The organism is Paenibacillus sp. CMM36 (assembly GCF_053570945.1).
The window spans coordinates 24,122-44,352 of record NZ_JBSEDY010000017.1 but is presented as its reverse complement, the minus strand read 5'-3'; the positions used below and the strand labels follow the sequence as shown (position 1 = coordinate 44,352).

The 20,231-nt window shown below is 45.7% G+C and carries 21 protein-coding genes; 1 reads left to right on the top strand and 20 read right to left on the bottom strand.

Annotated elements, in window-relative coordinates; all coding sequences use genetic code 11:
- Positions 1–15: 15 nt before the first annotated feature.
- From ACWA2B_RS24060 to ACWA2B_RS23975, 18 genes are all read right to left on the bottom strand, one after another.
- Positions 16–249: a MoaD/ThiS family protein gene (locus ACWA2B_RS24060; protein ID WP_029515506.1), complete on the bottom strand. Its 234-nt coding sequence runs from the start codon at positions 247–249 to the stop codon at positions 16–18.
- On the bottom strand, positions 242–685 hold the full coding sequence (locus tag ACWA2B_RS24055) for a molybdenum cofactor biosynthesis protein MoaE (RefSeq protein ID WP_029515507.1): 444 nt from the start codon (positions 683–685) through the stop codon (positions 242–244). Before ACWA2B_RS24055 ends, ACWA2B_RS24060 begins: the two co-directional genes overlap by 8 nt.
- Before the next feature lie 84 nt (positions 686–769).
- Positions 770–1,789, bottom strand: coding sequence for a ThiF family adenylyltransferase (locus ACWA2B_RS24050; RefSeq protein ID WP_029515508.1), 1,020 nt, complete (start codon positions 1,787–1,789; stop codon positions 770–772).
- Complete coding sequence (locus tag ACWA2B_RS24045) at positions 1,782–2,936, bottom strand: nitrate/nitrite transporter (protein WP_029515509.1); 1,155 nt, start codon at positions 2,934–2,936, stop codon at positions 1,782–1,784. Before ACWA2B_RS24045 ends, ACWA2B_RS24050 begins: the two co-directional genes overlap by 8 nt.
- Positions 2,937–3,102: 166 nt before the next feature.
- Positions 3,103–3,633: a hemerythrin domain-containing protein gene (locus ACWA2B_RS24040; RefSeq protein ID WP_029515510.1), complete on the bottom strand. Its 531-nt coding sequence runs from the start codon at positions 3,631–3,633 to the stop codon at positions 3,103–3,105.
- Between the two features lie 22 nt (positions 3,634–3,655).
- Positions 3,656–4,303 (bottom strand): response regulator transcription factor, encoded by a 648-nt coding sequence (locus ACWA2B_RS24035; RefSeq protein ID WP_023989699.1) that lies wholly within the window; start codon positions 4,301–4,303, stop codon positions 3,656–3,658.
- Between the two features lie 7 nt (positions 4,304–4,310).
- Entirely contained in the window at positions 4,311–5,375 is a 1,065-nt protein-coding gene (locus ACWA2B_RS24030; protein ID WP_029515511.1) for a PAS domain-containing sensor histidine kinase, read from the bottom strand.
- Entirely contained in the window at positions 5,376–5,828 is a 453-nt protein-coding gene (locus ACWA2B_RS24025) for a GAF domain-containing protein (RefSeq protein ID WP_029515512.1), read from the bottom strand.
- A 45-nt stretch (positions 5,829–5,873) separates the two neighbouring features.
- Positions 5,874–6,557 carry a respiratory nitrate reductase subunit gamma gene (gene narI / locus ACWA2B_RS24020; protein ID WP_029515513.1) on the bottom strand — a complete coding sequence of 228 codons (684 nt, stop codon included), beginning with the start codon at positions 6,555–6,557 and terminating at the stop codon, positions 5,874–5,876.
- Positions 6,557–7,123: a nitrate reductase molybdenum cofactor assembly chaperone gene (gene narJ / locus ACWA2B_RS24015; protein ID WP_029515514.1), complete on the bottom strand. Its 567-nt coding sequence runs from the start codon at positions 7,121–7,123 to the stop codon at positions 6,557–6,559. The genes narI and narJ overlap by 1 nt, the downstream gene beginning before the upstream one ends.
- Positions 7,116–8,693: a nitrate reductase subunit beta gene (gene narH, locus ACWA2B_RS24010; protein ID WP_028542275.1), complete on the bottom strand. Its 1,578-nt coding sequence runs from the start codon at positions 8,691–8,693 to the stop codon at positions 7,116–7,118. Before narH ends, narJ begins: the two co-directional genes overlap by 8 nt.
- Positions 8,683–12,357: a nitrate reductase subunit alpha gene (locus tag ACWA2B_RS24005; RefSeq protein WP_029515515.1), complete on the bottom strand. Its 3,675-nt coding sequence runs from the start codon at positions 12,355–12,357 to the stop codon at positions 8,683–8,685. The genes narH and ACWA2B_RS24005 overlap by 11 nt, the downstream gene beginning before the upstream one ends.
- 198 nt (positions 12,358–12,555) lie before the next feature.
- Complete coding sequence (gene modB, locus ACWA2B_RS24000) at positions 12,556–13,191, bottom strand: molybdate ABC transporter permease subunit (protein WP_449292704.1); 636 nt, start codon at positions 13,189–13,191, stop codon at positions 12,556–12,558.
- Between the two features lie 38 nt (positions 13,192–13,229).
- Complete coding sequence (gene modA / locus ACWA2B_RS23995; RefSeq protein ID WP_165149730.1) at positions 13,230–14,084, bottom strand: molybdate ABC transporter substrate-binding protein; 855 nt, start codon at positions 14,082–14,084, stop codon at positions 13,230–13,232.
- Between the two features lie 29 nt (positions 14,085–14,113).
- Entirely contained in the window at positions 14,114–14,833 is a 720-nt protein-coding gene (gene ric, locus ACWA2B_RS23990) for an iron-sulfur cluster repair di-iron protein (RefSeq protein ID WP_209949808.1), read from the bottom strand.
- A gap of 109 nt (positions 14,834–14,942) precedes the next feature.
- Positions 14,943–16,364: a protoporphyrinogen oxidase gene (hemG, locus tag ACWA2B_RS23985; protein WP_449292683.1), complete on the bottom strand. Its 1,422-nt coding sequence runs from the start codon at positions 16,362–16,364 to the stop codon at positions 14,943–14,945.
- On the bottom strand, positions 16,348–17,463 hold the full coding sequence (locus ACWA2B_RS23980) for a TIGR04053 family radical SAM/SPASM domain-containing protein (RefSeq protein WP_069010498.1): 1,116 nt from the start codon (positions 17,461–17,463) through the stop codon (positions 16,348–16,350). The genes hemG and ACWA2B_RS23980 overlap by 17 nt, the downstream gene beginning before the upstream one ends.
- A 14-nt stretch (positions 17,464–17,477) precedes the next feature.
- Positions 17,478–18,266: a YwiC-like family protein gene (locus ACWA2B_RS23975; protein ID WP_049816889.1), complete on the bottom strand. Its 789-nt coding sequence runs from the start codon at positions 18,264–18,266 to the stop codon at positions 17,478–17,480.
- A 169-nt stretch (positions 18,267–18,435) separates the two neighbouring features.
- Between ACWA2B_RS23975 and ACWA2B_RS23970 the strand changes: the two genes are divergently transcribed.
- Entirely contained in the window at positions 18,436–18,858 is a 423-nt protein-coding gene (locus tag ACWA2B_RS23970; RefSeq protein WP_029515522.1) for a hemerythrin domain-containing protein, read from the top strand.
- 28 nt (positions 18,859–18,886) lie between these two features.
- Here the strand turns inward: ACWA2B_RS23970 and ACWA2B_RS23965 are convergent, their stop codons facing one another.
- Positions 18,887–19,684 carry a hypothetical protein gene (locus ACWA2B_RS23965; RefSeq protein ID WP_029515523.1) on the bottom strand — a complete coding sequence of 266 codons (798 nt, stop codon included), beginning with the start codon at positions 19,682–19,684 and terminating at the stop codon, positions 18,887–18,889.
- Between the two features lie 78 nt (positions 19,685–19,762).
- Positions 19,763–20,230, bottom strand: coding sequence for a hypothetical protein (locus ACWA2B_RS23960; protein ID WP_340932829.1), 468 nt, complete (start codon positions 20,228–20,230; stop codon positions 19,763–19,765).
- Between the last annotated feature and the right edge of the window lies 1 nt (position 20,231).

Sequence of the window (20,231 nt, the reverse complement as noted above, 5' to 3'; positions counted from 1 at the left end):
TTAGCATCGTTATTATTAGCCACCGCTGACTGGGGGAATGAAGGCTGCAATGTCTCCATCCTGTAATACATCCGTAGACAACGCATACTCCTCGTTTATCGCAATTCGCACAGACTCGATCGGCATATCTGGATATTGATCTGTTATCCAATTGGATAAATCGCCTACCGTTTGGCCCGCCAAATCTGCCAATTCTTCTGTTTTTCCCGTCACCTCACGGAGTCCCGCAAAGTAGTACAGCTTAATCATGACTGATCTCCCCCGGCTTTTTCTTTTGATCTCCGACCCACTGCGTTCCATCTTCCCAAATCTCTCGTTTCCAAATAGGAACTATTTCTTTAATTCGTTCGATCGCGTATTCATTTGCCTTATACGCATCCGAACGGTGAGGTGAAGAAACGGCAATGACAACGGCGATATCACCGATTTGAAGCTCGCCAATGCGGTGCGCGATTGCCACTCGCGTCCCTTCCCATTTCTGTTCGATTTCGCGACCAATCTCTGTGAGTTTTTTTTGGGCCATGGGGACATAGGCCTCATAAGCAAGGTATAAGGTCCGTACGCCTTGAGTCCATTCTCGTACGTGCCCTGTAAAAATAGTCACCGCTCCTGCTTCCGGCCTTAGGACATAATCCGCATAAGCCTGCGGGATAATGGGCTCCGTCACGATTTCAAATACACTCATCTTTTCCACCTTCCAGCCCCCGGACAATCCACTCTCCGGTGACAGACTCTTTAAATATTTCTGCTTTTTGTATCTATATCTCATTTAACCGAACAGCTGATGATATAGTTTTTGACCGTTGGCAACACTCCGTACACCGTGTATGAGAAGCCTTCCGTTTTTGAATAAAATCATTCGATGCTTAAAAGCATAAAATTCAACGAAATAAGGGGTTCTTTTTACACGATCTGCTATAAGCCTGCCCATTTTTTCTGCATCATCGAGCGTGATCGGACGTTGTGGGTCTGGAAGAACCTGTACAACGTTCCGTCCGCACAGAGCAGCATACGCCGAGCGACGTGATGCTGTCAGTGCAGGAAACGTAGGATGTTCTCCACAGGTTGGACAATCTTGGTTACGGATGCGGGAAATCCCTATGTCCATCTGCGTGTTCTCCCATAAATCAAATAGATGAACCTTGCGACGCATCTTATCACGTCCGCCGCTCAGCCACTTCATGGCTTCTGCACATTGGAGGGCGGCTGTCACCTGGACTGCGGGTGAGATGATTCCAGCCGTATCGCAGGTCTGATTGATCGCAGGCAGCGATGGCAGAAGGCAGCGTAAACAAGCTGACTCGCCCGGCACGAATGGAAAAACAACGCCTGTGCTTCCAACACAGGCTCCATAAATCCATGGAATTCCTGCCTTCAGTGCAGCATCGTTGATCAGCAGACGAGTTTCGAAATTGTCCGTAGCATCCATCAGTAATATACTCTTGCTGGCAAGTTCTAGAACAAGCTCAGCATCTAAATTATCGAGATATGTGTGCAAGCGCACGTCTTCTCGTATGGCTTTCAGCCTTTTTTCGGCTGCCATAACCTTGGGCTGCATTTCCGCGGCGTCCTGCTCCGTGAACAGCTGCTGACGTTGCAGATTCGACATCTCTACGTAATCCCTGTCAACAAGATGGAGCTCCCCAACGCCCGCTCTTACCAGTGTTTCGGCGATGGCAGAACCCAGTGCCCCGCAACCGATAATGGTGACGACAGCAGCGGATAGATTACGCTGCCCTTCGCCACCAATGGGTCTAAATAAGATCTGTCTGGAATAACGCTCATTCATTAGATTGTGTCCCTTGATAATACAGCCATATGACGAGGATCAGGCTAGCCAGCGCCACTTGGGAGAGCAGCATGAATCCAATGGAGTAATGGCCAGTAGCGGCATGAATCGTCGACAACAAGATCGGAGGGAAAAAGCCACCGAGACCGCCCATCATGGATACAATTCCGTTAACTATACCTGCTTGTTTATTAAAATAAAATGGAACTAGCTTGAAGATGACGCCATTCCCTACTCCAGCACATACAGCGATCGCCAAGCAGCCTACTGTATAAAGGGTGATCCCTGGTGAAAAAGCCAAAAGAATCGCAGCGACCGTATAAACAGAGAACGTGCCTACCAGCAGGAACAGAGGCTGAAACCGATCCGCCAGCCAGCCACCGATAGGGCGGAAGAAAGTAGCAATCGCAATAAAGCCAGCTGTACGCATCCCTGCATCCACTTTGGTCAGTTCAAAATTTGATACCAGGAAATTCGGCAAGTACACCGTGAACGCTACAAATGAGCCAAATGTAATAAAATAAAAGAGCGAGAAAAACCAAAGCTTCTCATTTTTATAAACCCCTTTGATCTGCTCCATAATGGGCGTCTTCACTTTAGCTTCATGACGATCCCCAAAGAAGAAATTCAAAACGATAAAAACAAGCAGCAGAATGAGATACAGCTTCACTGTAGGGGCCCAGCCGATTTGGGTAGCCACAATAGGGGCCGAGAAGGTAGTGACGGCTGTTCCCAAGTTTCCTATACCATACATTCCATTTACAAACCCATGCTTTTCCTTTGGATAATACTTCGGCAGCGAAGTCACCCCAACCGAGAACACAGCTCCTCCAATCCCAAGGAACAAGCCACCAATAATTAAATCCGTCATCGTAGAAGCTTCACTGATATAGTAGACGGGAAACAAAAGCAAAATAAAGCTAACGAGAAAAACGATTCTTGCTCCGAAGATGTTGGCATAATAACCAAGCGGGATGCGCAGAATCGAACCAAGCACGACCGGAATCGCCGTGACCATGGCCAATTTTCCGGGCGGAATAGCAATATCCTCCGTAATGAACGGCATAAGCGAAGAAATGATAACCCATACCATGAATCCAAGAATCAAGTTCAATGTTTGTAACGGTAACTGCATTTTTCTAATCATTTAACTCACCTTTTCAACGTTTTTTCTGTCGAATTATTAAATTGAATTTCTGTCCCCATTGTAGCCGCTAGCCGATCTGTTCGAATATAGGGGACTCCCCTTTACCCGACAGGGGACTCCCTGAAAATATAAAAAAGCCGCTTCTATAGGAAGCGGCTTGGTCTTTTTAAGAGATAAGTGTATTTAATTTGTCACATAACTTGGTTAGATCATTCCGATTGATCTGTTGCTCTGCCATAGGAAAAAGTACAGTTTCTTCTTTTATAAAATGTACAGTCAGCACTTCAAAGGCCTCTCCCGCGTTCTTGGCTGCCTCTTGAATGTCATCAAGCGTGAGCAAACTCAAATCGCCCTCCGTCTGATGAAGAAAATGATCGATATAGCCCTCTATTTCACGGTGCTCCTCCTGTATACCGACGAGCGGTCCCTGCTCAAAACCAATGTAGGTTCCTAGCATAGAAAAGAAGTGTTCTTCTTCCTTTTCGGTATGTTTCTTGAGGGGTACCCTAAAGTCGAGAATCTGCATTCTCAGTTTTTCCAGTTGCTTGCGGCCTTCTTCCAAATCTAGTATTCTGTGCTGCTCAAACCACAATACAATGGCATGCCATTCATCCATCAGATATGTTAGATATCGATGCTCATTTTCAAGAATACGCATGGCAGGTTTGGAAAAGCGCAGTTTCTCATTTTCCAGCACGCGGATTTCCTCCATTCATCGGCTAAAAATCCAGCATTTTTTTCTTTAATGCATATTGGACCAGTTCAGGCCGGCTTCTTAAATTCAATTTTTCCATGATCTTCGCTTTATTTGCTTCCACCGTCTTGACAGAGATGAACAGCTTTTCCGCAACTTCCTTGTTACCGTAACCTTTTGCGACCAGAGGCAGAATCTCCAGTTCCCGCTTGGACAGGATCTCATAAGGATCTTCTGATTGTGACGTTGTATCTTTTTTGATGAACTCACGAACGAGAGAAGTAGCCATTTTAGGATGGATATAAGTCCCACCCCCATGAATGGTTCGTATGGCAAGTAATAGCTCCTCATCTGGAGCATTTTTCAAAACGTATCCTGAAGCACCATTCTTTAAAATATGAAAAAGATATTCTTCATCGTCATGCATGGTCAAAATCAGAATTTTAGTATCAGGGTGGTCTTCTTTAATCTTGCCTGTGGCGATCAATCCACTTTCGCCTGGGGGCATGCTGAGGTCCATGATTAGAATATCCGGACGATATTTAGCTACCATCGTATACGCTTCAATGCCATCCGCAGCCGTTCCGACAACCTCCATATCCGATTGGAAGTTCAAAATCATGGAAAATCCGCTTCGTACAATAGCATGGTCATCCGCTAACACAATTTTGATCAAGTCTCTATTCCTCCTCTTGGCCAATCGGAATTTGCAAAAAGACTTTGGTTCCCTGACCCACATTTGATAGGACGCCAAAACTTCCGCCTACCAGCTCTGCTCGCTCCTGCATGCCATATAAACCTAATCCCGTTCCAATAGGCTGGCTCCCCTTTTCAAAGCCAATTCCATCGTCCTCTACAGTCAAACGAAGCGTATGATCGTGCTCAGTCAAAGAAACTTTAACCATGTCTACCTGGGCATATTTTAAGGCATTGAGAACAGCCTCTTGGCAGACACGGTAAATGACCGTTTCCTTTTCACTTCCGTATCGCTTTTGGGGAAGATCCGACACAAATTCAACGACAAGACCAAAGCTTTGTTCAACCCTCTTAAAGTGGGAACGAAATGCCGCTTCAAGCCCAAAATCATCAAGTGTGGCGGGGCGTAGTTCCACAGACAGGTTGCGGATATCATCCAGCAATCGCGTCATGGATGCTTCAGTCTGCTTCATGTTTTTGATGAGCTGTTCATCATTCGTCATGTATTTTAACACCCGCAGCTCAACAACCGCACTCATCAATTCCTGGGCGACGCTGTCGTGCAGTTCCCTGGAAAGCCGTTTACGCTCATTTTCCTGCGCTTCAATGACATGCTTCATCATTTTGTTTTGATACAATTTTTCCTGCGTCTGAAATTGCGGAGTCAAGTCCCTCAACATCAACACCCTTGTTCCATGTTCAGAATCAATGGTGTGAAAAGAAGCGGCATAGGGGATCATTCCGTTGCTCTTTGTTTCCAGATATACCTGAAAAGAAGCGAAATCCTTGGATTCTGGCATATTGAAATAACAATCAAGGCAGGTACGGGGCTCCGTTTCGCTTGTATAGCCCCTGCATGTTCCACACAAAGCTTTTTCCTTCCCTTCATAGAGTTGAATGAGGACGTCATCGCTCACAATCTCCTCCGCTGCCGGGTTCATAGCTAGGGTGTTCCCTTGCCCATCAAAAAAGAAAATGGCTTCTGTACTGTTCTCAAACAACTTCACCATTAGCGCATTCAAAGAGCCAGTCCCTACAGATAATGTCAATTACATCACTTCCTTCCCGTTCAACTCTCCAAATCCCCTATGCGCCAAAGCTTCCAAATCACGCATCATGGCTGCGGTCATCAGCAGTTCTTCCCGAAATCCACCAAGCAGTACGCCCGCGACGCGAGCATCATTCCATAGGGGAACAGCCCCGAGACTCTTGAGTTTCTCGGATTGAACGATCGGGTAGTTAAACAGGTTGTCTGCCCCCACATATTGATGAACAGATGGAATGAAAACGGATTTCCCAGTTTTGAACACGACTCCTGCTATGCCCTTTCCGGATTGCAGTACAATTCGCTTAAAGCGATCATTTAAATTACCGGCTGCATTTTTCCATTTAATTACGTATTGATATTCGGCCGGTTCAACCAGAGCAAGCGCCATGAAATCATAACCGAAATGTTCGCGTATTCGCTCAAGCTCCCTTTGATAATCCATCCTATTATTCATCGCTCTCTCCTAATAGAATTAGGAAAGAAGGCAGAGCCCGCTTTCCTAATTCGATTTATGTCTTCTGTAAAGGATATAACTTCTGCGCACATAATTCAACGGAACACTCCACACATGTACAAGCCGGGTAAACGGCCAGAATGCAAAAATCGCAAAGGCCATAAGAATATGAAGCTTGAAGGACATCGGTACGTCTCTCATCAGTGTCGGGTCGACACGGAATACGAATAAACCGCGGAACCAGATTGAGATCGTCTCTCGATAATCGAATTCTGGCTGTACCGCATTCGTTACGAGAGTCGCAAACATCCCCATGCATACAATGGCCAAAAGCAATACGTTTACTATCAAATCAGACGCCGTACTTAAATGGCGCACATTGCGTATTGTAAATCGACGAGAGGTAAGAATCAACATACCGAGGAACGTCATCGCTCCAAATATTCCACCAATATAAACTGCTCCAATATGATATAGATGATCGTTTACACCCAGTGCATGCATCCAGGTTTTGGGTATGCCCAGACCGGATACATGACCCATAATAACCGGGATAATACCCAGGTGGAATAAGAGACTTCCGATCATCAATTGTTTCTTTTCAATAAACTCACTTGATTTCGCTGTCCAATTGAACTGATCATTTCTGTAGCGGAAAATATGCCCTACAATAAAGACGACCACACACATATAAGGGAAAATAACCCATAAAAACTGCTCTAGCATCATCATTGCGCAGCTGCCTCCTGTTCTACGCATGCTTTAAGCGTTTCGCGCAGTCCCTTGACCAGATGAAAATACGGGCTTTCCATTTTCTCCAGCGCTTTAAGTAAATGATATGTGCCGTCTTCCAGGATCGCGATTGGCATGCGGAAGTTTTCTGTCGTCTTCGGATCTTGCGACCATTCGGCGGCATACAGAAATTCACACATGAGCGGAAGGTAATCTGGCAGCTCACCATCTGGCATTTCAAGACCATACATCTCGTATAGCACCTTTAACTTGACCAACATTTGTCCCCGTTCTTTTGCATCTTCGAATTTGAAGTAAGTCATATATAGTGCACAATTTTTTTGAAAATCAAAGGTTTCTGTATACATTTCCTGAATCTCTTCCATACTGAACTCTTGCATAAGGGACCAGTAGGTGTTCGCATACGTATATGCCGGATGGTTTGGATCAAACGATGCTTCCAGAAAAGCCGGATGAAAATCCAGCTTTTCCGGGTACATGAGTTGTTGGGCGAAAAACCCGAATGATGGCTTGCATTCATACAGCTTCGCTACATTAATCACGCCAAATACCCCCGTAGAAGTTTTCTTCATACATTTCTTTTCCCGTTTTCAAAGGCTCTTCCATCCCCATTGAACTTGCCATACTACAGCCGTCACATCCAGATCCTGAACCCATATTTCCCATGGTATCGCCGTAACCCGCAGATCCTTGAGCCCGGTACGGATTCGAATATCCTTCTTTATGCGACGTTGGAATGACGAAACGATCCTCATACTTGGCAATCGCCAGAAGCCGATACATCTGCTCAGTCTGCCGAGGTGTCATGCCAATGCGCTCAAGACGGCTTTCATCAAAAGATTGTCCTGTGGATTGAGCACGCATATAGGAGCGCATCATAGCCATTCTTTGCAAGGATTCCTTCACGGTTTGGGTGTCGCCCGCCGTCAGCATATTGGCAAGGTACTGAATAGGGGTACGCATTTCTTCGATAGCCGGAAAAATCATATCGGGATTCTCAATCGAGTCTTTCCCTTCAAAGTAATTCATGATCGGGCTAAGTGGTGGAACATACCAGACCATAGGTAATGTACGATATTCCGGATGAAGCGGGAATGCCAGCTTGTGCTCAATGGCAAGCTTGTAGACCGGCGAGTTCTGCGCTGCTTCAATCCAGTCCTCCGAGATGCCGTCTTTTCTCGCTTGAGCGATCACTGCCGGATCACTAGGATCCATGAACAGGTCACACTGCGCCTTATAAAGCTCTTTCTCGTCCTGCGTAGAAGCGGCCTCAAGCACCCGATCCGCGTCATACAGCATAACACCGAGGTAGCGAATTCGTCCTGTACATGTCTCGGAGCAGACTGTCGGCAGGCCTGCTTCCACACGTGGGAAACAGAAGGTACATTTTTCCGCTTTGTTCGTCTGCCAGTTAAAGTACACTTTTTTGTATGGACAGCCCGTCATGCAATACCGCCAGCCGCGACATGCTTCCTGATCCACGAGCACAATTCCGTCCTCGTCCCGTTTGTACATAGCACCTGAAGGACAGGACGCGACACAGCTCGGATTTAAACAATGTTCGCAAAGCCGTGGGAGATAAACCATGAACGACTTCTCAAAGTTAAATTTAATCTCTTCTTCGATTTTCTGAATATTTGGATCAAGCGGACCAGTTACATGCGCACCCGCCAGGTCATCTTCCCAGTTTGGACCCCACTCCAAATCCATTTTTTCACCCGTTACCGCAGAGTGCGCGCGTGCCACAGGTGAATGCTTCTGTTCACCAGCGTTGGTCAGTTGTTCGTAATTGTAAGTCCAGGGCTCATAATAATCTTTCATTTCCGGCATATCTGGATTGTAAAAAATCTTACCCAGTGCTATTTTGGACAGCTTGTTGCCTGACTTCAGTTCCAATTTCCCTTTGCGGAGCTGCCAGCCGCCTTTATACAATTCCTGGTCTTCCCAGCGCTTCGGATAACCGATACCGGGTTTGGTTTCCACATTGTTAAACCACATATATTCCGCACCTTTGCGGTTCGTCCAGGTTGTTTTACATGTCACGCTGCACGTATGGCAGCCAATACATTTATCCAGGTTCATGACCATGGCAATTTGAGCTTTAATCTTCAAGCCAGTTAACCTCCTTCATTTTACGTACCGCAACGTACACATCACGCTGGTTGCCGATTGGACCATAATAGTTGAATCCATAACTAAGCTGAGCATATCCACCGACCATCTGGGTTGGTTTGAGATGAATTCTTGTTGGTGCGTTATGACTACCGCCGCGTGTATCCGTGATTTCAGAGCCTGGCACTTGAATGTGCTTATCCTGAGCATGGTACATGAACATAGTCCCTCTTGGCATCCGATGGCTGACAACGGCCCGGGCGGTTACGACGCCATTACGGTTGTATACCTCTACCCAGTCATTGTCAGCAAGATCGTGCGCCTCTGCGTCTTCATTGTTGATCCATACGGTAGGACCTCCACGAAACAGCGTAAGCATGTGCTGGTTATCCTGGTAGGTGGAGTGAATATTCCATTTACCGTGCGGTGTCAGATAGCGAAGCACGAGTGAATCTTGTCCGCCTTTTATTTCCCGATCCCGAGGACCGAACACCATCGGTGGCAACGTCGGTTTGTAGATCGGCAATGATTCTCCAAATTGTTGGAAAATCTCATGATCAATATAGAAATGCTGTCTTCCCGTCAAAGTACGAAACGGAACGAGACGTTCAATATTCGTTGTAAATGGTGAATAGCGGCGTCCCTTCTTGTTCGATCCAGTGAATACTGGTGTCGGTATAACTTCCCGAGGCTGTGCCGTGATACTTTGGAAAGTGATTCTTTCCGCTGCCCGATCAGCCGAGATGTCTTTAAGTTCAACACCGTGAAGCTCTTCTGCCTGCTCATAAGCCTTTTGCGACACCCGTCCATTAGTCGCGGATGAAAGATGAAGAATTGCATTGGCCACTTGGCGAGCTGTCTGGATTTTTGGCAGTCCATCTTTAATGGACTCATCGTAATAAACTCCGTTCAACTTTTTCATTTCCTCATATTCTTCTGCTACGGAGAAGCTGACGCCATGCGCACCTGCTTTCCCAGTAGTCAAATTCGGACCGAGTGAGATAAATTTATCGTGAATTTTAGTATAGTCACGTTCGATGATGCTGAAATTCGGCATGGTTTTACCCGGGGTCGCTTCAATCTCACCCTTCGTCCAATCCTTTACAAGACCCATCGGCTGTGAAATTTCACCCACACTGTCGTGTGCAAGCGGCGCGGTCACAAGGTCTTTATATATACCTGGCAGGTACTCTTTCGCCATATCAGAAAAGACTTCGGAAAGCTGGCGGTAAATATCCCAGTCCGCACGGGATTCCCACAGTGGATTAACGGCCGGATTAAACGGGTGTACGAAAGGATGCATATCGGTGGACGACAAATCCGTTTTCTCGTACCAGGTTGCCGCCGGAAGCACGATATCCGCGTACAATGGGGTTGTCGTCATCCGGAAATCAAGTGCAACCATCAGATCAAGCTTTCCTTCTACATCTTCTCTCCAGACGATTTCCTCCGGTTTCTGCTCCTCGTTCGGCCGGGCAAGCAGGGCATCAGATGCTCCGAGTAAATGCTTCATGAAATACTCTTGTCCCTTTGCCGAACTGGAAATCAGATTGGACCGCCAAACAAAGAGTGAACGCGGGAAGTTCTCGGCTGCCCCAGGATCTTCTACAGCGAAGCGTGTCTTACGTGATTTAATCTCTTCCACAGAATGATTAATGATTTCCTCGTTGGACTTTTTGCCTAATTGCGCTGCCTCTTCGGCGAACAACAGACTATTTTTATTAAACTGTGGATAAGAAGGCAGCCAACCCAGACGCGCTGCGAGCACGTTGTAGTCTGCTGGATGTCTGTAACTGACATCCCCGCCAGTCGGTGACTTCAAGGTGTCTGTTCCACTTTCTTCGTAACGCCACTGCTCTGTTGCAAAGTAGAAAAACGATGTAGCATTTTGCTGTCGAGCCGCCCCTTGCCAGTCTTTTGCAAAGGCAATCGTTGACCAGCCTTCGATTGGGCGGAGCTTTTCTTGACCCACATAATGCGCCCAGCCTCCCCCGTTTACACCTTGGGAAGCCGTCAACACGACAAGGTTCAAGATGGACCGATAGATGGTGTCACTATTGAACCAGTGGTTGATACCCGCACCCATAATAATCATGGAGCGCCCTTTGGTATCGATAGCATTTTGGGCAAATTCCCGAGCAATCTGTACCACAACAGACGCCTTCACACCTGTGATCTTCTCCTGCCAGGCAGGGGTATAATGCGAAGCTTCGTCGTAATAATTCTTGGCGTTATGAGAGCTGTCATTGCGTGCGACACCGTACTGGCTCATCATCAAATCGTACACGGTTGCTACGTAACGTTCCGAGCCATCTGCCAAGCGTACTTTTTTGACTGGAATTACACGTTTGAACGTTCCATTACCTGCGTTATCAAAATAAGGGAATACGATTTCTTCCCATTGCTCGCCATGACCTTCCACAGTGAGTGCGGGCTCAACCTTTGTTCCGTCTTCCCGCTCCAGAATCAGGTTCCATTTCTTATCCTGCTCCCAGCGCTGTCCCATCGTACCGTTCGGAACCAGCATTTCCCCCGCTGCTTCGTCATATATGACTGGCTTCCAGTCCGCATGCTGCGAAGCATCTCCAAGGTCACTCGCCCGTAGGAAACGTCCACCTTTCCAGGCTCCCTCGTGCGGATCAAGCAGAATCATAAACGGCATATCTGTATATTGTTTGGCATAGTTAATGAACATCGGTTCTTGGCGCTCTTTGTAAAACTCATCCAGAATAACATGTGTCATAGCCTGGGCTACAGCAGCATCTGTACCCGGATGTGGTGCAAGCCAGTTGTCAGCGAACTTCACATTCTCCGCCAAGTCGGGAGCCACTGATACAACTTTTGTCCCCTTATAACGTACTTCCGTCATAAAATGAGCGTCTGGCGTCCGGGTAAGTGGTACATTCGATCCCCACATGATCAGGTAACCCGCATTGTACCAATCAGAAGATTCCGGTACATCCGTCTGCTCACCCCAAATTTGAGGAGATGAAGGCGGAAGGTCGGCATACCAGTCATAGAAACTCAACATCTGTCCACCAAGAAGCGAAATGAATCTGGCTCCTGAAGCGTAACTTATCATTGACATCGCCGGTATTGGCGTAAAGCCCGCGATCCGGTCAGGACCATACTTACGAATGGTATAGATGAGTTGCGCCGAGATCAGACGCAGGACATCGTCCCAAGCGACACGGACATGACCGCCTTTTCCGCGAGCTGCTTTGTAGAGCTTGGCTTTCTCCGGATCTTCCACAATGCTTGCCCATGCTTCCACCGGATTGGCATGTTCCTGGATGGCAGCCTGCCAAAGCCGCAACAGCTTACCGCGCATATAAGGGTATTTCACACGTAATGGACTGTATTCATACCAGGAAAATGTAGCGCCACGCGGGCATCCTCGCGGTTCAAATTCTGGCATATCTACACCGCAGGAAGGATAATCGATCTGTTGATTTTCCCAGGTAATGATGCCGTTTTTCACAAAAACCTTCCAACTACAGGAACCGGTGCAGTTCACTCCGTGAGTCGTCCGAACCACTTTGTCGTGAGACCAACGCTGTCGGTACACGTTTTCCCATTCTCTATTTTTTTCCTCAAGGATTGACCAATTTCCCGAATAGCTTTCGATCGGTTTAAAAAAGTTGAGGTTGTATTTTTTTTTCATCGATGACCAACACTCCTTTTTAGAATAAATCATCCCAACGCAAGTTCCATGGGAAGGTTCATTCGCTTACTCTCATTATGTAATTCATTCATCGCTGTTCCCATTAGGGAATGTCCTATAGCGCTACAGGAAATCCCTCGTTCTATCGAAAGATACAAAAAAGCCTCCCTCTGCTAAAGGGAAGCTTATATGAAGAGATTAATTGTTCTTTTGGCCCGTTAATAGGAGCATGATAAAAGAAATGAGTATGATAGAGCACGTCCAGGCCCAGGCCATAGGAAGATGCCCAGAATCCACCGCAATATAAATGGCCGTCGGAATCGTTTGTGTTTTACCCGGAATATTTCCGGCAATCATCAACGTAGCACCAAATTCGCCCAGACCGCGGGCAAAACCGAGTATAAAGGCAGCTTTAAAAGAAGGGAAAATTAAAGGAAAGGTGATATACCGGAAAACCTGCCATTCACTTGCACCCATCGAACGTCCCGCGTTTTCCAAGTCCTGGCCAACAGAAGACAATCCCATTTTCAGTGTCCGATAGACAAGAGGAAAAGCCACTACCACCGCTGCTATAACCCCAGCCCACCACGAGAATATAATAGGTTCTCCAAACCATTGCTCCACAAAACGTCCGAACCCGCTTTTTCGTCCTAGTAATATTAGTAGTAAAAAACCAACAACCGTCGGTGGGAGTACCAAGGGCAACATAAGCACAGTTTCAACAACCGTTTTCCCTTTAAATAAACCTAACCGTGACATGGACCATGCCACAAGCAAACCTAATATGATTACTAGAACGCTGGATAACAGTGCAACCTGCAACGATAAGCGGATAGGAGGTCAATATTCATTCCAATCTATATCTTGTATGCTCACTTCGGTATGGTAAATCCATACTTAGCCATAATATTCAGAGATTCTTGTGATTGTAGGTATGCATAAAAGTCTTCGGCTTCTTGAATGTGCTTTGAACCTTTGATAATCCCGATTGGATACTCAACAGGTGAATAGGTTTTGGGATCCACCTCAAAGGCGATTTTTGCCTTTTGTGAAGTCAACGCATCTGTTTTATATACAAATCCGACATCAGCATTCCCAGTTTCCACATATTGCAGCACTTGTCTAACGTCTTTCGCTTGAACCAGCTTGCTCTGTAACGTGTCCCAAAGCTTCGCTTTCGTCAGCGCTTCCTGTGCGTAGTTGCCTGCAGGAACACTTTCAGGAATTCCGATCGCAACTTTCTTCACTTCTCTTTTTGTTAAATCGGTTACACTCGCAATGTCCATCGTCCCATCTGCTGGGATAACCGCGACCAATTCATTCGTCAGCCATGTTTTTTGTTTATTACTCTCTATTAACTGTTGATCTACGAGAGACTTCAAGTTTTTCTTCGAAGCGGACAGGAACAAATCCGACGGCGCTCCTTGCTCAATTTGTTTTTCCAGCGCACCAGAGCCGCCGAAGTTAAAATTCAATTTGGTGCCTGTATGGGTTGATTCGTATGAATGCTGAATTTCTTTGAGCGCATCCGTTAAACTTGCAGCTGCGGATATGGTAAGCTCAACAGTTTCAACCTTTTTCGAAGAATCCTGGCTGGAGACCTCGTTGTTCTGGGCCGTGCTGCTACCATTTGAAGCTGATTGTTGCCCCGCACCGCACCCTGAAAGTAATAAAATGATGGAAATAACCAAAACGAAAACAGTGCTACTTTTAATTAATTTATGCAATTGGTTCGGCTCCTCATGTTAGTTCATCATTAATTAATGGGTTTCGCTATTAGCTGTGCCTGTTTCGTACGTTCGATCAATGTACAATTTTCAAGAAGAATATGATTGAAAATATCTGCTTCCAGGTCTTCTAACCGCTTCAATACGAGTCGGTGCGTACCACAAGCTTCCTGCATCGGCTCAAAGCCATTTGTGATCAAGCGCATTTCCTTCAGGAATTCCACCACCGTTTGATGTTCGTTTTGCAACTTGGACAAAATTGGATTTAACTCATCTGCTCGTTCCATTGTTGATTCTTGTAAAAATGCTTCAATCATCGGAAACACAAGGTCCTCCTCATATTGAATATGTTCCGATATTTCCTGTTTAAGCAAGGTGAACAGTTCATTAACTCGCTTTAGATGCGGATAACGTTCGCCATGAACCCGCGTTAGTTTGGTTACATACGGCGTTAACGCCGATAGTTCTTCCCGAAGCTTCGTATGATACTCATTTTGAATATAGGCGATTAGTTCTTTGGGTTCGAGTGAAGGAGGTTGCATTTGCTTATGCTGTGCCTGCTTTTCTTCCACTTCATGTATCTGCTTCAGCAGTTCACCAGCGTGGAGACCTTGATTGGCTGCTGCTTCACGGAGCGATATTTTCCCTCCACAGCAGAAATCAATCCTCAGTTTGCGGAACAGATCTCCCGTTTTGGGTACTGCTTTCACAATGTCCGCCACCCATGTTTCTTCCGTTAACTGGCTCATCTTCCATTCCTCCATCTTACTTCGATTTTATACTTACCTTTCATTCTACGTCTCCCTTAAAGCTGAACCAATCAGGGGGTTCCCTCTTTCATTCGTGGAAAGAGCCTGATTATAAAAAATCAGAAAGCAACTGTTCAGCCGCTTCTTTCCCTTGAGCGATGCAATCTGGAATTCCAACGCCCCCATAGCCGGCACCACATAGAAAAACACCCGGTAAATCCTGTGCGAAGTCCTGTCTAATCTTCGCCATATGCTCTTTGTGTCCAATCGGATATTGCGGCATTGATCGATCACACCTACTGACTTCGGTGAATTCCGGTTCCGCTTCCAGGCCCATTAAATCTTTCAAATCTTTACGCGCGGCATCCACAAGTTGATCGTCTGTCATCTGAATCCACTCCTGTGCACCTGCATGTCCAATGTAGGTCCGTAAAAGCGTATATCCTTCAGGAGCAGTATGGCTCCACTTCGTCGAAGACCAAGTACATGCTGTAATCTTTTTGCCTTCTTTGCGGGGTACTAAAAATCCCGTTCCCTCAAAATTAAGATTAAGATCTGTGTTTTTATAAGCAAGAGCAATATTGGCTACGGAAACATAGTGAATCTTGTGTAACCAGCTAGCGCTTGCAACGCCGGAGAATAATGTAGCCGCTTCAAAAGCTGGAACAGCGCAGATCACCGCATCCGCATCTATTTTTTGTCCATGTTCTAAAATGACCTGATAACCGCTTTCTTTCCTTACTTCAACTACACCTTGCCCCATAACAAAACGTACGGTATCCAGCCTTTCCTTTAGCCGCTCCACGATCGAAGATAATCCTAGCCGATAAGAAAGAAACATACTTTTCTTAGCGATATCCGGCAGGTTGTCTTGTACTGCTGGCTTTCTCCCCGCCCCTTTAGACATACCCTTAATCAGACTTCCATGCTTTTGTTCCATTAGTTTAAATTGAGGGAAGGTTGACATGAGGCTCAGGGAATGTGTATCCCCAGCGTAAATTCCAGACAGCAGAGGTTCCGTAATCTGGTCCAGAACTTCTTTGCCGAGACGCCGTTTGATAAAATCACCTAGAGATTCGTCTGCATCACCTTTCTTTGCCGGAATGATTAAATCCAGGGCTGCCCGTGCTTTTCCCAGCGGAGAAATAAGTCCTGTCCGAATGAAGGGAGTGAGCTTTGTTGGAATGCCCAGAATGAAGCCCATCGGCATCATATGAAGTTTGCCCTTATGCAAAATACTAGCAGATTTGGCTTTCGGGTTTGTCGATACCAGATCTGCTTCCAGCCCCAACTCCATAGTCAAATCCAATATTGCCGTCTTTCTGGCCAAGAAAGCATCCGGTCCTTTTTCGATCATAAAATCGTTTTGGCGAACGGTTTGCAGTTTTCCTCCTAGACGTTCACTTTTCTCCACCAGTGTAATCTCCACTTCAAGTTGCCGATCCTCAGCCAGCTTTTTCACATAAAAGGCAGCACTTAAACCGCTTATTCCTCCACCGAGAATAACGACTTTTTTAGAACTTTTCTTCATGAAAACACTTTTCCTCTCCAACCCCGGGTATATAAGCGCAATAAGGGTCACTCTCCAAATAGTCTCCTGTTATTGCAAAAGCCCTTGCTCTGGAGCCCCCACAGACAGCCTTGAATTCACAGACTCCACATTTACCTTTAAGTAGGGACTTATCTCTAAGATTCATCATGATCGGAGAGTTGCGATAAATGTCTGCCAAGCTATCCTTTCGTACATTCCCGCACATAAGAGGCAGGAAACCACTCGGGTATACTTCGCCGATATGACTAATAAAAACAAATCCATCTCCGTCATTTACGCCTTTAGGAGCACGTCCTAAAACATCTGCCCTCTTTTGTCCGTCTGCTACACTGTTCTCACCTGCGCTGTGCTTTTGCTGCAGCACGACCCTCCGGTAGTGAGGAGCTTCTGTAGCCTTCACTCCGTACGGCATCTGTTGCTGTATTTGATACAACCATTTCATTACGGCTTCATGCTCATCAGGAGTAATCATATCTTTCTCCATGCCACGTCCAGTTGGAACAAGGAAAAATAAACTCCATAACACGGCCTGCATTTCCTTTACTCTTTCTGCAATTTGCTCCAGATCATGAAGATTGTACCGGGATACCGTAGTGTTCACTTGAATAGGGATGTTCAGTTCCTTTAAATAACCAATTCCTCGCATGGTCGTATCGTAAGAACCCGCTGTACCCCGAAAATGATCGTGAATCTCGGCACATGAACCGTCCAGACTAAATGCCCACCGCGATAATCCAACTTGCTTTGCTTTTTCTACCGCTGTTCGTGTCACTTTAGGAGTGGCACTGGGGGTCATTGAAACCGACAGATTTTTCTCTTCAATTGCATATTGAGCCAGTTCAAACAGATCAGGACGCATTAAAGGATCTCCGCCTGTGAATACAAGCAACGGATGATTCATTTCAGCGATTTGATCTATTAGCTTCTTACCTTCTTCTAGTGTCAGTTGGCGAGGATCAGGTTTGTACTGAGCTTCCGCTCTACAGTGAAGGCACTTTAAAGCACAAGCTCGTGTAACCTCCCAGATGACTATAAACGGGTCAGTATGATAATCACGCGGCGTTTTTAAAGATATCATTGATGTCTCTCCTTTTAGAAATATAAAAACAACACAAAAACATAGAGCATCATTGAAAATCCAATTTCCGCCATGCCAACTTGTTTTGCCTTTAATCCGAGTTTAGGAAGCCATATGGCTCTTATCAAAAAAATTAAAAAAGGAACAAACAGAAATAACTTTAACCAAATGGCAAACAACAAAATCACCACATGATAGATAACGGAAGCATAATGGTAACGTATATTTTTTCTTTCACGAATGATCGTTTTGACATACAAAGCAGTTCCGATAAAGTAAAGCACCAAAAGCAAGAATAGCTCTGTTGCTACCCTCCAATCCTCTCCTCCCCCCATATAAATAACGGGATATATAAAAGAACAAAAGAGTAGAATTGCAACAATGTCATTGAGTAAAGCACGTTCATTTTTCGTTCTCGCAAAATAAATATTAGCCATAAAAAAGAGCAATAAAAGAACTCCATACCAGATCAAGGCAGGCTCAAACCATATCAGTGAAATTAACAAAGGAAGTAATATCACTCCGTATACAACGGCGGGTTTGCGGTATCTTTCACTGCTGCCTGTTTTGATCCATTGGAGGACAGGAAAACTGAATAAGTAGATAAAAAACCAGCACACAAATAGGGGTATATGAATGAGATCCCCTCGAGAAGCAGCTAAACCGAATAAAAATGGAAGAATGAGCATAGCCCAGGCTCCATGTTGATTGGGTATGTATCTGCTCATCCCCCTCAAACCCTTGATCCTTTTTTCACAATCTTTTTTATGTCTGTTATTTCGGTTAATCGATTCATCATCCATTCCCCCAAGATTGAGTTTTATCTTCTAACTTCATTCTAAGTATTATATGAAATTGAACCAATTAGGGAGTTCCCTTTTCCTTAGAGGGGAAAATCCTAACCGGAAAAATAACGCTATTTTCTTATGCTATACTGTACTAAAAAAGGGAACAAAGAAAGGATGAACTGTTATGGGAGGACCTTCTTTACGTCAACTGCATGCTCATCATGCCATTCATCAAGGCGGGCTATCTGGCGCTCTAGATAAGACGAGAGAAGTAGAGGAATTACTCGAAGCGAAAGAATTCCAGGTGGCGCGCCAGGCTGCCGACCACTTGATCGAATATTGGGAAACCCGCATTCTCAGCCATGCTGATGCAGAAGAGGAAGGATTCTATCAGGAAATGGTCGAGAAAAAACCGGAACTGCAGGAGGCTGTCGTCAAACTTACACGAGATCATGATCTGCTCCGAATCATTGTAAAAGAACTCAAAGCCGGGATCCGTGAAGAAGGGCTTACGCCTGAAGTTCTTCAACAGTTCCACGCGCTTCTGGTTGTCAATGCCATTCATAGTCGGGAAGAAGAACGTTTGCTGTTTGAGCAACCGTCATAATCAAGATGTGCATAACGATTCACATTCTCTATAAAAACGTACCAAAGAAATAGTCCAACGCCTCCTGCGAGTATCCGTCATCTCCTTGCCAGGCTGCTACGGAATAAAAATCATGATTGCCGTGCTGTCGTTTACGAGGCGTGTCCTGTGGGACCAGCAGTCCGGCATATCCCCACACCTCCATGACGACATCACGCTCGTTTTTGCTGGATGGGAACACATCCTTCCAGCGCTTTTCCAATTGACGTGCACTGCTTTGAGCATCACAGTTCTGAACAGCTTCGAGCATGTTATGGAGTATAGCTAGATCCTCATCGGAAACCTGAACATCCTCTTCTTGACTGAACAATTCAAGGTCCATCCAGCAATACAGAAGGTAGTTCAGACGAATACCGCCCCATTTGATTCGTTCAAAATTTAGTACATTCAAATCTTTATTGACGTATTCCTTATCGGACATCATTTTATTAAAATTACAATCCCCACAGCTACTGTAATTGGGCAGGACGACAGGCCGCTCCCCATAGGTGTGCAAAGGAAGCCCTGCGGTTAATGCCCAGCTCGATAAGGCGCTTCGTAAATGAACCTTTTTCGTGGAAAGACTATGCAAAAATGCTGCTGCCACTCGTTCTTTTGTAGCCTTTTGCTGGTGCAGCTCATGCAGCCTGTTTATAATCTCGTTATGTGTAATGGTGATCGGATCGAACATCAAGCCCTTACTTTTGGCATATTCAAAATCCTCACCCGAAAAAGATCCCCGCTCCTGCTTCCAGCCGCTAGAGGACCAGAATGTGTTCATCAGTATTTTTTTCGCCTTTTTATCCACAACATATCTCCCTTACTCATCCAACACCCTCACCTCCAGCACAAAGCGCAGGGTTGTCGTGTATTTTATGTAAGATCACTATTCATCTTTATACTTAAAAGCAATGGCCGTATTTCCCGACCGGGGGTCAAAATAAGAAGAGATTTTCCCCCAGTTCAGTTCATATTCCATATAGGGGTAAGGCTTTGTTTGACGATAGCTTGGCTTTACGGACAAATGTTGCTGTAACAAACGATCATGCTCCCTTTGCCGCTTTCTCTCCCCTTCTTCAGACCAATTATCCCACGAAGTTGGAAATTCATTGCCCTGGAGCGAAATCTCCACGACAACTAGGCTGGTATCCTTAAAGCATACAGACACAAAAAAATGCCGACGCAGCAAAGAAAGCTGATCGAAATGATACCAGATATACTCATTTCCTAGCTTTCTTACAGAATGAAAATATTTCGAATACCAGTCGGCCTCTAACAACTGATCTTCCGTTAACGATGAGTAAATCGCACGCTCACCATCGACCTGAATGATTCCCGATTCCCAGTCATTCATT

Coding starts and splice junctions, on each gene's coding strand:
- ric (WP_209949808.1), bottom strand. CDS start 14,833: ATGAGCCAGTTAACGGAAGAAACATGGGTGGCGGACATTGTGAAAGCA.
- ACWA2B_RS24050 (WP_029515508.1), bottom strand. CDS start 1,789: ATGAATGAGCGTTATTCCAGACAGATCTTATTTAGACCCATTGGTGGC.
- ACWA2B_RS23975 (WP_049816889.1), bottom strand. CDS start 18,266: ATGGATGATGAATCGATTAACCGAAATAACAGACATAAAAAAGATTGT.
- ACWA2B_RS23960 (WP_340932829.1), bottom strand. CDS start 20,230: ATGAATGACTGGGAATCGGGAATCATTCAGGTCGATGGTGAGCGTGCG.
- ACWA2B_RS24005 (WP_029515515.1), bottom strand. CDS start 12,357: ATGAAAAAAAAATACAACCTCAACTTTTTTAAACCGATCGAAAGCTAT.
- ACWA2B_RS24055 (WP_029515507.1), bottom strand. CDS start 685: ATGAGTGTATTTGAAATCGTGACGGAGCCCATTATCCCGCAGGCTTAT.
- ACWA2B_RS24025 (WP_029515512.1), bottom strand. CDS start 5,828: ATGAATAATAGGATGGATTATCAAAGGGAGCTTGAGCGAATACGCGAA.
- ACWA2B_RS23970 (WP_029515522.1), top strand. CDS start 18,436: ATGGGAGGACCTTCTTTACGTCAACTGCATGCTCATCATGCCATTCAT.
- narI (WP_029515513.1), bottom strand. CDS start 6,557: ATGATGCTAGAGCAGTTTTTATGGGTTATTTTCCCTTATATGTGTGTG.
- ACWA2B_RS24060 (WP_029515506.1), bottom strand. CDS start 249: ATGATTAAGCTGTACTACTTTGCGGGACTCCGTGAGGTGACGGGAAAA.
- ACWA2B_RS24045 (WP_029515509.1), bottom strand. CDS start 2,936: ATGATTAGAAAAATGCAGTTACCGTTACAAACATTGAACTTGATTCTT.
- hemG (WP_449292683.1), bottom strand. CDS start 16,364: ATGAAGAAAAGTTCTAAAAAAGTCGTTATTCTCGGTGGAGGAATAAGC.
- ACWA2B_RS23980 (WP_069010498.1), bottom strand. CDS start 17,463: ATGATATCTTTAAAAACGCCGCGTGATTATCATACTGACCCGTTTATA.